Origin of the sequence: Blautia coccoides, from assembly GCF_034355335.1 — a bacterium.
Classification (GTDB): domain Bacteria; phylum Bacillota; class Clostridia; order Lachnospirales; family Lachnospiraceae; genus Blautia; species Blautia producta.
This window is the reverse complement of the sequence record NZ_CP136422.1, coordinates 1,520,731-1,534,139: the sequence shown is the minus strand read 5'-3', so window position 1 is coordinate 1,534,139 and position 13,409 is coordinate 1,520,731. Positions and strand designations below refer to the sequence as shown.

The following is a 13,409-nucleotide window of genomic DNA, read 5'->3' as shown; positions in this document are numbered from 1 at the left end:
AAGGGTATTGTAAAACCCAAATGTCCGCGAAATGTTACAGCGGCCAAAAAATTTCATTGAAAATCGGGGTGAAATGTTACATCGCTCGGACATTTCAGCCGAAAACCTGCCACTGGAAGCTTTATCGGCACACTACTGCGAAAAAATTTACGGCGGGCAACCGGGAATGGCCGTCCGCCGCGTTCTATTTTACAGGAAGCATGATGGAAAATTCTGAACCCTGTCCCGGCTCCGAAACCACTTTGATATAGCCGCCCTGCCGTGTTACGATCTCGCGGGCCAAATACAGGCCAATGCCCACGCCCTGCTGGTCGTGTACTTCTTCCTCCCGGTAGAAGCGTCGGAAGATAGCAGCCTGATTGCTTTCGGAAATGCCTTTGCCGGTGTCGCCCACTTTGATTTCCACATACATTTCCCACGGTATCACGGACACCGAAATGTTCCCGCCTGCTGGGGTATACTTCACCGCATTATCCAGCAGGTTAAAGAGTGCTTCGGATGTCCACTTGCTGTCATGGGAGAGGATCAGATCTTCCGGGCAGTTCACGGACACGACGATTTCTTTTTTCTCTGCCGCATACACGATCCCACTCATGGCCTGCGCCACGGTATCAAAGAGGCGACCTGGTTTCTTATCCAACTGGATCACGCCCGTTTCCAGCCGGGAGGTTTTCACAAGAGCCTGAAAGAGAAAGTCCAACTTATCCGTCTGGGTGCGGATTCCCCGGATAAAGTCGGTGCGCTCCGCCTCGATCATAGGCTTTTCCAGCAGGGTGTCCGTTGCCATTTTCAGATTGCTCACCGGCGTTTTTACCTGATGGGAAATATCCGATACAAGGGTCTGCAACTCCTGCCGTTCCTCGTCTACCCGGCGGCGGTTCTCCTGCATGATCTGATAGAGTCTTGCCAGCCGGTGGCCGATTCTGGCGAGCTGGGTTTCGCTGTCCTCCGGGCGTTTTGGTGCTTCATTCCCGGCAATCATGTGGTCTAAAGTCTGGCACAGGTCAGCGGTAAACTGCGACAGCCGCTTTCCAAACGCCTGCGTCAGTACAAAAATCCCCACAAGGGCGCACAGCAGCAGCGCCCCGCCCGTCAGCAGTACCGCCATCTGTTTTGTCGCAAGAAACAGGACTATGGTGATCCCGGACATGGAGAGGACAAGCCCCAGTGCCACCCGACCAAACAGCCGCTTTACCGAGAGGTTCTTAAACTTCATTTTGCCTCGCCTCCCGTCCATTGATAGCCCATGCCGTAAACGGTCTTGATATAGGGTGCGCCGCCATCGGATTCAATCTTGCTGCGAATCCGGCTGATGGAGGTTGTCAGGGTGTGTTCATCCACAAATTTCTCGTCTACATCCCACAGCTTTTCCAAAAGCTGCCCACGGGTCAGCACTTGCCGGGGATTTTTGCGGAACAGGTTCAGCATTTTGTACTCCATCGGGGATAGGGTCAGGGGCTTGCCGTTTAAGGAAGCCGTCTGCTCCGAGAAGTCCAGAAACAGCCGCCCGTCATCGTAAATATCCTTGGCCGGTTTGTGGTGTTCCAGCATGGCGAACATGGCTTTGATTTTCCGCTGCAAGGCTCCGATCACAAAGGGCTTTGTAATGTAGTCTACCGCGCCCACCTCATAGCCCCGTATCTGGTCGCTCTCCTGATCGTTGGCGGTCAGGAAAATTACTATGGTGTCTGGGTGCTGGGGCTTTATCAGCTTGCATAGCTCAAAACCGTTCCCGTCCGGCAGGTTGATATCCAGCAGCACTAAATCGAATTCCCGCTGGCGGATGGTTTCGGCTGCGGTTCTGGAATTTAGGGCAGAAGTCACACCGTAGCCATCTGCGGTCAGGTTATAGGCCAACATCTTATTCAAAAAACTGTCGTCCTCGACAATTAAAATCTGCTTCATATTCTCACTTCCTTTGCTTTTTGCAGATAGTATAACAGGCAAATGTCCGTGAAATGTTACAACAGGAAAATTTCCTCTTTTTCTATGTTAACTCTGATAGAGAGTATATCCAAGTTATATTTCTAAAAAACGCAGAGATAACTCCATAAAGCTATCTCTGTCTCTATTCCCACCCCACAAACCGATATCCGCTGCCAACCACAGTCTCTATATGCCACCCCCGATCTTCCTTCTAATGCTACTCATCACATTTACTACTGCAGCCTGACACTTATCTTCCGGCTTCTTCCAGACCGCTTCGTAGATTGCGGATTGGGAAAGAACCCAGGATGGGTGTGTTTCAAAGACCCTCCGTTTCCTCTTTCGCTATCCTCTCCGTTTCCTCCAACGGAAAATTTGGTATCTCCTCCAGCAGCTTCAATGCTATCTTCTGTTTCAAATCCTCATCCACATAAATTCTCACACTTCCATCCGGCTGCTTCTCCTTCACTGTGGACAGCTCCCTTGATCGTCTCATAATCCAGTAAATTCCGCTGATTGTCCATAGCTCCGTACCTCCGGCTAATTGATTTCTTACAGCATACCATATCTTCATGAAAAAAAAGCACCCGCCAGTCATTATCAATACTGACAGATGCCCTCATCCTTAATACACCTCATCAAAATATCCAATGAATATGGTCATCCGCAACAGCCCGTCCTTAATTGAAAACGTTACATTCTCCGCCCGTTCTGCGATTTCTTTTAGCAGCGTCAGTGCCTCCCTGTCACAGAACTCAAAATGTGACTGATACAAATCAATGGTCGCCTGCCATTTCTGGTAATCCACCTCGCCCCGGATTTTCCCGCCAAATTGCCTGACATAAGCGTCACACTCCCCAAGCAGGTATTCATAATCTTCTTTTTCTTTGGGAACCACACGCTTTGGGATTTTGTCCATTTCTTCTTTATACACCTGAAAGAATCCAACATCCATCAAGGTGTCCAGAAAATCCTTTCCCTTTGCCTTATCGCTTCTCTCCCGGAATTCCTCTCCATAGTCCTTTTCGTATACTTCATTTTCCATGTTTCGCACCCTTTCCTGTAGAACAATTTACCACTACGGGTAGGATGTTACCATAGATTTCTTATTATTCGTTGTCATGAAAGATAACTTTATAGGACTATATTGATAACTTTGTTTGTCTTACCTATGTATCTTAAATCCCGAATCCTTCTGCCCATACTTTCAGTTCTTCCGCACTTGCATCCGCAGAGAATCTCTTTCCTTCCTTTAATTCTGCTCCCGGACAGGAAACCGCCAGCTCCTTGTTTGTGTTCCCCATACCGCTGCTGCCCGAAGTTGCCAGCGGGATAATCGTCTTACCAGTCAGATCGTATTGCTCCAAAAACGTGTTCACAATGGTCGGGGCAACGTACCACCAGATAGGGAAGGCTGTGAAAATCACGGAATACTGCTCCATATTCTCCACTTTATTTGCAACAGCAGGCCGGAATGACTTATCATTCATCTCCACACTGCTGCGGCTCTTTTTATTCATCCAGTCCAGATCAGCATCCGTATATGGAACCTCCGGCTGAATCTCATGTAAATCTGCTCCGATAGCCTCTGCAAGCCGCTTCGCCAGTTTCGCTGTTACGCCGCTGGCACTGAAATACGCTACTAATACCTTACTCATAATCAATACCTCACCTTTCCTGAAAATCATATTTTATCGCTGTGTTTTACCATAGAATATCATAAATCCGAAACAAATGCACCCTATCGTTTTTTGAGTATGGGTAATCGTTAAAAATGCACCCTCAACGCTCAAAGGGTGCATTGTATCAATTTATGGTACGCAAGCCAGTGAGACGGTATGCCAATAATCATCAATACATAATAGGTTTATTTACTAAAAAAGCCTGGAACCATGCGGTTTTCAATTTACCACATAGCTCCAAGCTTTTTGTCCTGTAAAATTTCTATTGTTTTCTGGTCCTTTTCCCCATGAAAAAACTTTTCCAGCACCTTCTGAAATACTTCACACTCCGGTTTCACCAAAGCAAATAAGGTCATGGAAGATTTCAATTTCAGATCATCTGGCCATCCCATCACAGCGGTCGCGTCATCGGAATCCACATCCAGTAATGCCTGCGAGATTTCAATGAGATTACTACTAAGTGTGTAATCTTCCATATATGCTTTCGCTTCAGCCATATCCTTGATTGCATAATATCGGGCAGTTTCACTGTAACCAAGTCCCGCAATCTGTGGAAAGATAAACCACATCCAATGGCTCCTCTTCCGCCCGGACTTTATCTCCTGCAGGGCAATCCGGTAATAAGTCTGCTGTGCGATCAGAAACCGCTCTAAATCGTTGTTCATTCTCTATTCCACCTCCCGGTCTGTTATCTAAAACTCCATACAACTCTGTATTCAAAAAGAGGCTGTATCACTTAGCAAGTTCTGAAAGCGTGGCACCAGTAATACGGTACACGGTCCAATCAGACATTGGTTCTGCGCCAAGGGACAAATAAAAGTCAATACTCGGCTTATTCCAATCCAGGCACCACCATTCCAATCGTCCGCAGTCGCGCTCAACTGCAATTGCTGCCAGCTTCTTTAATATGGCTTTACCATATCCTTTTCCCCTATACTCTGTCCGTACAAATAAGTCTTCTAAATAGATCCCGGCTCTGCCAAGAAATGTGGAAAAGTTATGGAAGAAAAGAGCAAACCCGATTTCTTTGCCATCTGCAACCGCAAAAATAACCTCCGCTTTTTCTCTGTCAAAAATCCACTCTTCCAGTGTTTTCTCATCAGCAACAACCTCATCCAGCATTTTTTCATAAGCTGCCAGCTCTTTAATAAAACTTAGGATTAATGAAGTATCTTTTCTTTCTGCATATCTAAAGTTAAGTTTTTCACTCATTATTGAAGCACCTCACACCGACCTTAAAATTTTGCATTAGCTCAGGAAATCCTCTACAAGAGTATATGACAACAGCTTAAGCAAACGCTGCGGTACCGGATTTTTCCCGTACTCCCAATCTTCCAGTGTTCTCATTTTTATCTCATACTGCTCGCAGAACTGCGGACGCAGCATTCCCAAATATTCTCGAATATCCCTAATGCCCATATGAGCGGCATCATATATAAACCGCAGCAACAGCACAATGTTATCATCTGGTGTTTTCTTCAGTTCCACATCATCCTCACGGCGTTCTATGAATACATCCACGTTCTCACAACTTTTTGCCTCATCATACAATTCAGAAAACAGCCCAAATTTCATCATCCAACCTCCTTTGCAAACTCTTCCGCCTGCACTTACAAATTACCACGTTCAATGTGGAATGTCAAATCATTTTCCACGTCAAACGTGGATTTTTAAATCTCCATTAGCAGTGATGATGTCAAACCAAAACAGCCAGGATAACAGACGCTCCTACTGATACCCTGACTGTACATTTTTTATCCGTATGCTTTAGCAAAACACTAAACATTTTAGCGAAACTCAAACATTTTAGCGAAACCCATACAATTTAGCGAAACTCCATTTCAGCAAATTATTTTTGAACCCCACCCCGGAAAACAAGCCGTCTTACCAAACATATTTCACAAGAAATACAGCACCGTTTTTTCTTCTATGCGGCAGAACCCTTTGATTTACTGGGCTTTTTTCGTCAGCAGACAGACTGTTTCAACATGAACAGTCTGACTAAACTGATCCACACAACAAACCCTCTCCACCCGATACCCCTCCCTCAAAAACGTCTCCAAATCCCTGGCCAAGCTGGTAGGCTTACAAGAGATATACACCATCTTATCCACCCCATACCCCACAATCTTCGGCAGCGCCTTCGGATGGATTCCATCCCTTGGCGGATCCAGCACAATGAAATCCGGCCTTTTCTCAATTTCGTCAATCACCTTCAGAACATCTCCTGCAATAAACCTGCAGTTTGTGATCCCATTCAGCTTTGCATTCTCTTTCGCGGCCTGCACAGCCTCCTCCACGATTTCAACCCCGATCACCTCTTTCGCCACCGGCGAAAGAATCTGTGAGATTGTCCCGGTTCCGCTGTACAGATCAAATACAGTCATGTCCTTTGTATCTCCAATATACTCCCTGGCCGTATTATAAAGCACCTCTGTCCCATAAGAATTCGGCTGAAAAAATGAAAAGGGAGTCACTTTAAACTTCAGCCCAAGAATCTCCTCATAGAAATAATCCTTCCCGTACAAGATCCGTGTCTCATCACTCTGCACCATGTCTGAAAGTGCATCATTTATAATATGAAGGAATCCCACAATCTCCCCTTCCAAAGGCAGCGCCAACAGTTCTTCCTTCAGCGGTTCCAGATCATAATCCTCCTGGCTTGTAGTAACCAGATTCACCAAAATCTCCCCGGTTGTATTGGCCCTTCTCAAAAGTAAATGTCTCAGATATCCCACATGCTGCATCTTCTTATAAAAGCTCACACCCCTGCTCCTGAAATACTCCCCCACACACCGCAGGATTTTCGTCATATCCTCATGCACCAGTTTACAGTCACATGCATTCAGCACATCGTAAGTGCTCCCCTTCTTATGCAGTCCCAGTGCCAGCGGTCCATCTTTATATTCATCGCCAAAGGAAAACTCCATCTTATTCCTGTAGGCAAACTCCATAGGACTTCCCTTGATGCCCTCAAACACATAATCAGGATTCCCGTCTGCGTCCACCTGCCCGGCATCTGCAATGGCCTTGTCCAGCAGATTTTTTATCTGCTCTGCTTTCATTTTCAGCTGATCTTCATACTCCATTGTCTGATACATACAGCCTCCGCAGTCCGGAAAAATACTGCACACTGGTTTCCGCTTTTCCAGAGGAGATTTTTCCAGCACCTCCAGGAGCCTTCCCTCCAGGCGGTCTCCTCTCTTTTTGTTGATCAAAAACCTCACCTTCTGCCCCGGAATACCATTTTTTACAGTCACAGTCTTTCCCTCTGCTACAACACGCCCCTTATTGGGGAAGTCTACTTTTTCAATAATTCCTTCGTAAATTTCTCCTTTTTTCAAAACTATTCCTCCCGATAATATTTAACAGAAAAAGAAGCTCCGGTTTCCCGAAGCTCCCTATTACTCTTTTTTATTTGTCTTCATCCTCGTCATCGTCTTCAAAATAATCATCGAAGTCATCGTCGAAGTCCTCTTCAAAATCTTCCAGATAATCCGGAGTGAAGAAACGGTATACTGCATATGCTATTCCGGCAACAGCAGCTACTGCTCCGATGATAGCCAGAATCCATAAGACGGTATTCTTATTTTTTTCTTCTTCTTTTTTCTGTAATGCTGTGATTAAATCCTCAATACGATTCATAGCCTGCACCATCCTCTCTTACTATGACATCCTGCACTTCTGCCCCGTTATCCGGAGTTGCTGCCGGCTGTCTGTCAATCTTGGCCGAATATGTTTCAAATTTCTTTATTATAGTATCCTGTAAAAAAACTTTCATTCGGCTTGTTTTTAATATTATATCACGATAGGCAAAATTTTACTATCCTTTATTCAATATTTTCATATTGATTTGCAGTAACTGATCACGGATCACTGTTCACATACTACCATTCTAATAGACGGTTTCCAAAATATTCCCCAAAGGAGTACCGCTCGAAGCGCAGAAAAATTCTGAGTTCACCCACGCCCAAATGCAATTTTCTGCATTTTGCATCCTTAAAGGTCTGATTTTCCTTAAAAGGCGAATCTATCTTAAAGGACGAATCTACCTAATAGGCAGAACTGTACTTCACAAAACGCATCACTATTCACAACACAAAAAGTAACTTAGCTGTTCCGTCATTCTGCTCCTTTACTACACTGTCCGCAGGAAATCCTTCAAACCCCAACAAAAACCCATCGCCAAAAACGAATTCACATGGATCTTTATACCTATCCATAAAGCTGCTGAACAGTTATGATTTACTTCCTTCATATATTTCCATTCCGTACCTGTGAACTGACCGGCCACGGAATTCGTCATAGAGCCAATCTCAACTCTATTCTCAGCTCTATTTCTTATCAGCTTCTGCAGATTTCTCAAATCCTATTCCACTTTTTTCAGTTTTGCAAAGGAGGCGAACATTTTCTTAGTTCCCGACTTGTCAAAATCCACCGTGACCTCATAGTCACGGCCGCCTTCTACAATACCTTTCACAACACCCACACCAAATTTGATATGCTTCACCGTATCGCCCACATCATAGGACAGCCCCGCAGACTTCTTCACCTCAAACTGTTTTGGTATGAATGCTGGCTGCTTGAATGCCTGCTTCATCTGCTTCATAGTATTCGGAAGTGGAATCTCTTTGATCTTCTGCTCCTTAAAGTCTCTGCCCAGGTCTACCAGTTCTCTTGGGATCTCCCTGATAAAACGGGACGGCTTGTTGTACTGTGTCTCCCCGCGGATCATTCTCTGCTGCGCACAGGTCAGCGTCAAATCCTTCATGGCCCTTGTGATTCCCACATAACAAAGCCTGCGTTCCTCTTCCAGCTCTGCCGGATCATCCGCAGTGATGGTCATATAACTTGGGAAGATTCCGTCCTCCATGCCTGCCAGATATACATAAGGAAATTCCAGCCCCTTAGCGCTGTGAAGAGTCATCAAAAGTACCTGGTTGCCATCTCCGTCCACAGTATCAATATCCGCGATCAATGCAACCTCTTCCAGAAATCCACTGAGTGTAGGATCCTCATTCTCCTCTTCATAGGAAACGATCTTGGTGATCAACTCGTCAATATTTTCAATCCTTGCGTCCGCTTCCTCTGTGCCCTCTGCCTTTAATTCCATCACATATCCGGTCTCTTCAATGATATCATTGAGCAGTTCAGAGGGAGAATAATACTCTGTCTTGCTTCTGAGGCTCTGGATAAATGTGACAAAAGGCTCAATTTTTGCCGCTGCCCTGCCAAGTGTGGAAATATTCTCCGCCTCTTTCAGTGCATTATAAAAGCTCATGTCATGCTCAGTCGCATAATCCTGCACCTTTGTCAGGGTAGTCGCTCCGATCCCGCGCTTCGGCACATTGATGATACGGCGTACAGCCAGGTCATCTCTGGCATTGTCCACAGTCTTCAGGTAAGCCAGCAAATCCTTGATCTCCTTTCTGGCATAGAAGTTAACACCTCCCACCAGCTTATAAGGAATATTAGCCATCAGGAATTTCTCCTCAAACAGACGTGACTGGGCATTGGTTCTGTACAGGATCGCACAGTCCTTATACTGGCAGTCCGCTTCCCGTACTTTCCTGCTGATATCTCCCGCAATGAATTCCGCTTCCTCATATGCATTCATGAACTGCCTGTAATGCACAAGGGACCCTTCCTCATTGTCTGTCCATAGAGATTTCTCTTTTCTTCCTATATTATTATGTATCACCTCATTGGCGGAATTAAGAATATTCTGGGTGGAACGGTAATTCTGCTCCAACTTGATCACCTTGGCATCAGAAAATACCTTCTCAAACCCAAGGATATTTCCGATATTTGCACCTCTGAATTTATAGATGGACTGGTCATCATCACCCACTACACATAGATTCTTATATTTGCTCGCCAGAAGACTTACAAATTTAAACTGCGCCGTATTGGTATCCTGATACTCATCTACCATAATATAGCGGAAACGTTCCTGGTAATAATCCAGCACATCCGGGCAGGCCTGGAACAGCTCCACTGTCTTAACGATCAGATCATCAAAATCAAGGGCGTTATTTTTTCTCAGCTCCTTCTGGTATTCTTTATAAGCCTGGGCTATTTTTTTCTTGCTGAAGTCTGACATATTATTCAGCTCATATTCCTCAGGAGTCACCAACTCATCTTTTGCAGAGGAAATGGCAGAGAGGATTGCCCTCTCCTTATGTACCTTCGTGTCAATCTGCAGACGTTTACAGATGTCTTTCATCAGACTTTTCTGGTCATCTGTATCATAAATTGTAAAATTATGGTCAAAGCCCAGCCTGTCAATGTATCTTCTCAGAATACGCACACAGCTTGAATGAAATGTAGAAACCCATATACTCTCTGCGCCGAATCCAACAATTTTATCCACACGTTCACGCATCTCGCCTGCTGCCTTGTTGGTAAAGGTGATTGCCATGATATTCCACGGATTCACTCCCTTTTCCTCGATCAGATAGGCGATCCTGTGAGTCAGCACCCTTGTTTTTCCTGATCCTGCTCCTGCCAGGATAAGCACCGGCCCCTCTGTATGAAGGACAGCTTCCTTCTGCTGGGGATTCAATGTGTCATATATACTCATAAAAATGTCCCTCCATAATTAAAGCCATAAAAAGCACACTTTGCGGACTTTCTATGGTTACGAATAAAAAGCACACTGTCACAGTTCACAGACCTGCACTTTCGGCAGGGCTGTGAACAGCAGCAGCATACTCTGTACTTTCTGTCTCCAGGTATCAAAACACCTGTTCCTACAATATAACACAGCTCCCCTGGGCAGGCAAGCATTTGCCCGGGATTTCTGTGGTTTTCAGAAAAATCCATTTAAAAATAGTATTAAAAACTATATAATAGGGCGTAGAGGTGATGAGATGACAATTGATACTAAAGATATGCTGAATAGTATTTTAGCCAGCATTTCCCGCATTGATTATATTAAACCCGAGGAGATTCCGGGCATTGATTTATATATGGATCAGGTAACTACTTTTATGGAGAGCCACCTGTCCGCATCCAAGCGCCACGCGGATGACAAGATCCTGACCAAGACCATGATAAACAACTATGCCAAAAACGATCTTCTCCCGCCGCCGGTGAAGAAGAAATATACAAAAGAACACTTACTGATGTTGACCTTTATTTACTATTTTAAAAACATTCTGTCCATCAGCGATATCCAGGTACTTCTCGGCCCGCTCACGGAAAAGTATTTCAATAAGGACGGGGAGATGAACCTGACAGAAATTTATGAGGAAATCATGCGCCTGGAGTTAAAGCAGATCGATCCGCTGACAAAAGATATTGTCCGCAAATACAAAATGGCCTGTGATTCCTATGAAAATGCAGAAGAAGAAAACCAGGATTTCCTGAAGAAATTCGCATTTATCTGCATGCTCAGCTTTGACGTATATGTTAAAAAGCAAGTGATTGAAAAATTGATTGACGATATGGCGGATTCCCATAAATAATACTTCAATCTCAGCAATTCAAAATGCTGTCCAGGGCAATACTCCCCCGGACAGCATTTTATATTCATTTTATCCAGTATTTGGATACTGGCTCTACTGTTTTTCTTATCAAACCCGGCTGAATTCAAAAAAGCAAATCAGGCCAAAAGGATCGCGGATGAAGTCTATTTCTTTCACAACGGAACCCTCTGGGAATCCGGCCCCAAGGACAACATCCTATCTGCACCTGCACGCCCGGAAACCAGACAGTTTCTGGATTTCTACGGCGCCTAAGCCAGAGGTACTTCCTATTCTCTTTTCATTTTATGTCTGAACACCAGCACAGCAGCCGCATCCACCACCACCGCATATGCCAGGACCCACAACAGTTCCGGCATGATCTTTCCGTATTCCCCCGAAAGCGCATACCTGCCCGCATCTACTGCATGCAGAAATGGCAGACTCTTTGCCAATTTTCCAAATGCACCTCCGACCATAGCCGGATCGAACCATGTACCGGAAAGCCATGCGCTTAAGTTGGTGAGCAGCGCACCGCAGGCACCTCCCACCTGTTTGTCATTGAACACGCTGCCGCAGAGCAGGCCAATACCGATAAACAACAGCGCTGCTGGTATGGAAACCACCACTGTCAGCAGTATATTCAAGCTGGCAGAAAGTCCCAGGAACAGTGCCGTCACAAAACAGATCAGTATCTGCACCACTGCCATGGGGATCAGCGGCAGCGTATATCCCGCAATAAAATCTCCAGCATCCATAGGTGAGGCAAAAAGCCGCATCATAAAGGAGCTTGATCTGTCTTTTGCAATGATCATGCCGGAAAACAGCGATATAAACGACATTCCGAATACAGCGATACCAGGGGTTAATTTATCCACATCAAATAAATCCACGGGTGCATTTGCCCCGATTAGGGATAAAAGAAGTAACAAAATAACAGGAAATCCAATACCAAATCCCAGAGTTGTCTTATCTCTCAAAATTTCCTTGGCGTTCCGTGATGCAAATGCCATTGTTTTCATGATAAACTCCCTCCCCTGCAAAGCACAACAAATGCCTCCTCAAATTTTTCTCTGCCGGCCTTCCTGGTCAGTTCCTCTGCCGTTCCCACTGCAAAAAGTCTCCCCCCGGACATAATTCCGATCCTGTCGGAAAGGCTCTCCGCCTCCTCCAGATAATGTGTAGTTAGCACCACGGTCACTTTGCCCTTCAATTCCCGGATCATATCCCACAGCTCCCTTCTCGCCAATACGTCCAGTCCCAGTGTAGGCTCATCCAGAAAAAGGATCTCAGGTTCTGAGATAAGTGCCATGGCAATGGACAGCCGCCTCTGCCATCCTCCGGAAAGCGTCCTGGCCTTTTTTCCTGCAATTTCACCAAGACTGCATCTTGCGATCATGTCCTTTGCCTTCCGGGCAGCTTCCTCTTTTTTGATCCCATAAATACCACAGATAAACTCCAGATTTTCTGATACCGTCAGATTTGGCGCGACTGCTGTTTCCTGAGGCGAAAGATTGATTTTTTCTTTCACCTTCATGGGGGCTGTCACCACGCTGTCACCCAGAAGCTTTGCGTCTCCGGCTGTGGGAGTAGTCAGGCAGGACAGCATTTTTATGGTCGTGGTTTTTCCTGCTCCGTTTACGCCAAGCAGCGCAAACAGTTCTCCCTGTTCCACAGAAAGGCACAGCTCATCCACAGCAGTCACATCCTTATATTTCTTTGTCAGATTGTTTGTCTCGATCGCCTTCATCAAATCTGCCCCCTTTCTCCAGAATTTCTTTGGCAAGCTCCATAAAGATTTCCGTCTTTACCATAGCCAGCCCCTGATCCTCATCTCCAAGCATCAAAAGGCTGTCACCCGGTTTGATCCCGAAAATATCTCTTGCTTTTTTAGGGATAACGATCTGTCCCCTCTCTCCCACCGTCACGGAACCAAATACATGTTTTCCTTTTGGCGGAATCTGCAGCCCCTCTTTTTTTGCCTGGTAATTTACCAGATTATCTATGCTTACCCCATACAATCCGGCAAGCGCCATGGTATTTTCAAGATCTGGCACAGTCTCACCGCTCTCCCATTTTGCCACTGCCTGACGGGAGACACCGATCTTCTCAGCTACCTCCTCCTGGGAGTAGCCCCTCTGCTTACGCAGTGTATTCAAATTCACAGAAATCATATTTTTCACACTCCTTTCCATTAAGTATAACGCTTGAATACGGATACTTCTACCAATCTGTGTTAACAGGATCTGTTATTTTCAGTTGCTTTCTTTATAATAAAAAGGAAAGGTATAGAGTAATCTGCCTGATCCTCTGCAGTCTCTCCATGCCTTTCCCG

General features: G+C 45.4%; 15 protein-coding genes. 1 reads left to right on the top strand and 14 read right to left on the bottom strand.

The annotated features are described in order from the left end of the window. Positions 1–184: 184 nt before the first annotated feature. The 11 genes from BLCOC_RS06620 to pcrA form a co-directional block, all read right to left on the bottom strand. Positions 185–1,216, bottom strand: a complete 1,032-nt coding sequence (locus tag BLCOC_RS06620; RefSeq protein WP_115624778.1) for a sensor histidine kinase — start codon at positions 1,214–1,216, stop codon at positions 185–187. Next, the gene (locus BLCOC_RS06615) at positions 1,213–1,905 is read right to left on the bottom strand and encodes a response regulator transcription factor (RefSeq protein ID WP_115624777.1); all 693 of its coding nucleotides are present in this window, start codon (positions 1,903–1,905) and stop codon (positions 1,213–1,215) included. The genes BLCOC_RS06620 and BLCOC_RS06615 overlap by 4 nt, the downstream gene beginning before the upstream one ends. Positions 1,906–2,245: 340 nt before the next feature. Continuing rightward, positions 2,246–2,422, bottom strand: a complete 177-nt coding sequence (locus BLCOC_RS06610) for a helix-turn-helix domain-containing protein (RefSeq protein WP_242999042.1) — start codon at positions 2,420–2,422, stop codon at positions 2,246–2,248. Between the two features lie 129 nt (positions 2,423–2,551). After that, positions 2,552–2,971 carry a hypothetical protein gene (locus BLCOC_RS06605; protein WP_115624776.1) on the bottom strand — a complete coding sequence of 140 codons (420 nt, stop codon included), beginning with the start codon at positions 2,969–2,971 and terminating at the stop codon, positions 2,552–2,554. 133 nt (positions 2,972–3,104) lie between these two features. Further along, complete coding sequence (locus BLCOC_RS06600; RefSeq protein WP_115624775.1) at positions 3,105–3,584, bottom strand: flavodoxin; 480 nt, start codon at positions 3,582–3,584, stop codon at positions 3,105–3,107. A gap of 248 nt (positions 3,585–3,832) precedes the next feature. After that, positions 3,833–4,273, bottom strand: coding sequence for a DUF1810 domain-containing protein (locus BLCOC_RS06595; protein ID WP_115624774.1), 441 nt, complete (start codon positions 4,271–4,273; stop codon positions 3,833–3,835). A gap of 67 nt (positions 4,274–4,340) precedes the next feature. After that, the gene (locus BLCOC_RS06590; RefSeq protein WP_115624773.1) at positions 4,341–4,820 is read right to left on the bottom strand and encodes a GNAT family N-acetyltransferase; all 480 of its coding nucleotides are present in this window, start codon (positions 4,818–4,820) and stop codon (positions 4,341–4,343) included. A gap of 36 nt (positions 4,821–4,856) precedes the next feature. Further along, a complete protein-coding gene (locus BLCOC_RS06585; protein ID WP_131918289.1) occupies positions 4,857–5,186 on the bottom strand; it encodes a helix-turn-helix domain-containing protein in 330 nt (109 codons plus the stop codon). Between the two features lie 371 nt (positions 5,187–5,557). Then, positions 5,558–6,952 carry a 23S rRNA (uracil(1939)-C(5))-methyltransferase RlmD gene (gene rlmD, locus BLCOC_RS06580; protein ID WP_115624771.1) on the bottom strand — a complete coding sequence of 465 codons (1,395 nt, stop codon included), beginning with the start codon at positions 6,950–6,952 and terminating at the stop codon, positions 5,558–5,560. A 70-nt stretch (positions 6,953–7,022) separates the two neighbouring features. Next, positions 7,023–7,253 (bottom strand): DUF4366 domain-containing protein, encoded by a 231-nt coding sequence (locus BLCOC_RS06575; RefSeq protein ID WP_018594181.1) that lies wholly within the window; start codon positions 7,251–7,253, stop codon positions 7,023–7,025. Positions 7,254–7,977: 724 nt separating this feature from the next. Continuing rightward, complete coding sequence (pcrA, locus tag BLCOC_RS06570; protein WP_029470077.1) at positions 7,978–10,191, bottom strand: DNA helicase PcrA; 2,214 nt, start codon at positions 10,189–10,191, stop codon at positions 7,978–7,980. 289 nt (positions 10,192–10,480) lie between these two features. Here pcrA and BLCOC_RS06565 point away from each other — a divergent pair, with 289 nt between their 5' ends. Then, positions 10,481–11,077, top strand: coding sequence for a DUF1836 domain-containing protein (locus tag BLCOC_RS06565; protein ID WP_029470078.1), 597 nt, complete (start codon positions 10,481–10,483; stop codon positions 11,075–11,077). Between the two features lie 287 nt (positions 11,078–11,364). On the opposite strand, the gene BLCOC_RS06560 is transcribed toward BLCOC_RS06565, so the two are convergent. From BLCOC_RS06560 to BLCOC_RS06550, 3 genes are read right to left on the bottom strand one after another with little or no spacing between them, the layout of a single operon-like run. Then, positions 11,365–12,096 carry an ABC transporter permease gene (locus BLCOC_RS06560; protein WP_018594187.1) on the bottom strand — a complete coding sequence of 244 codons (732 nt, stop codon included), beginning with the start codon at positions 12,094–12,096 and terminating at the stop codon, positions 11,365–11,367. Continuing rightward, positions 12,093–12,824 carry an ABC transporter ATP-binding protein gene (locus tag BLCOC_RS06555; RefSeq protein ID WP_115624770.1) on the bottom strand — a complete coding sequence of 244 codons (732 nt, stop codon included), beginning with the start codon at positions 12,822–12,824 and terminating at the stop codon, positions 12,093–12,095. Before BLCOC_RS06555 ends, BLCOC_RS06560 begins: the two co-directional genes overlap by 4 nt. Beyond that, positions 12,784–13,248 carry a helix-turn-helix domain-containing protein gene (locus BLCOC_RS06550; RefSeq protein WP_165907164.1) on the bottom strand — a complete coding sequence of 155 codons (465 nt, stop codon included), beginning with the start codon at positions 13,246–13,248 and terminating at the stop codon, positions 12,784–12,786. The genes BLCOC_RS06555 and BLCOC_RS06550 overlap by 41 nt, the downstream gene beginning before the upstream one ends. Positions 13,249–13,409: the final 161 nt, after the last annotated feature.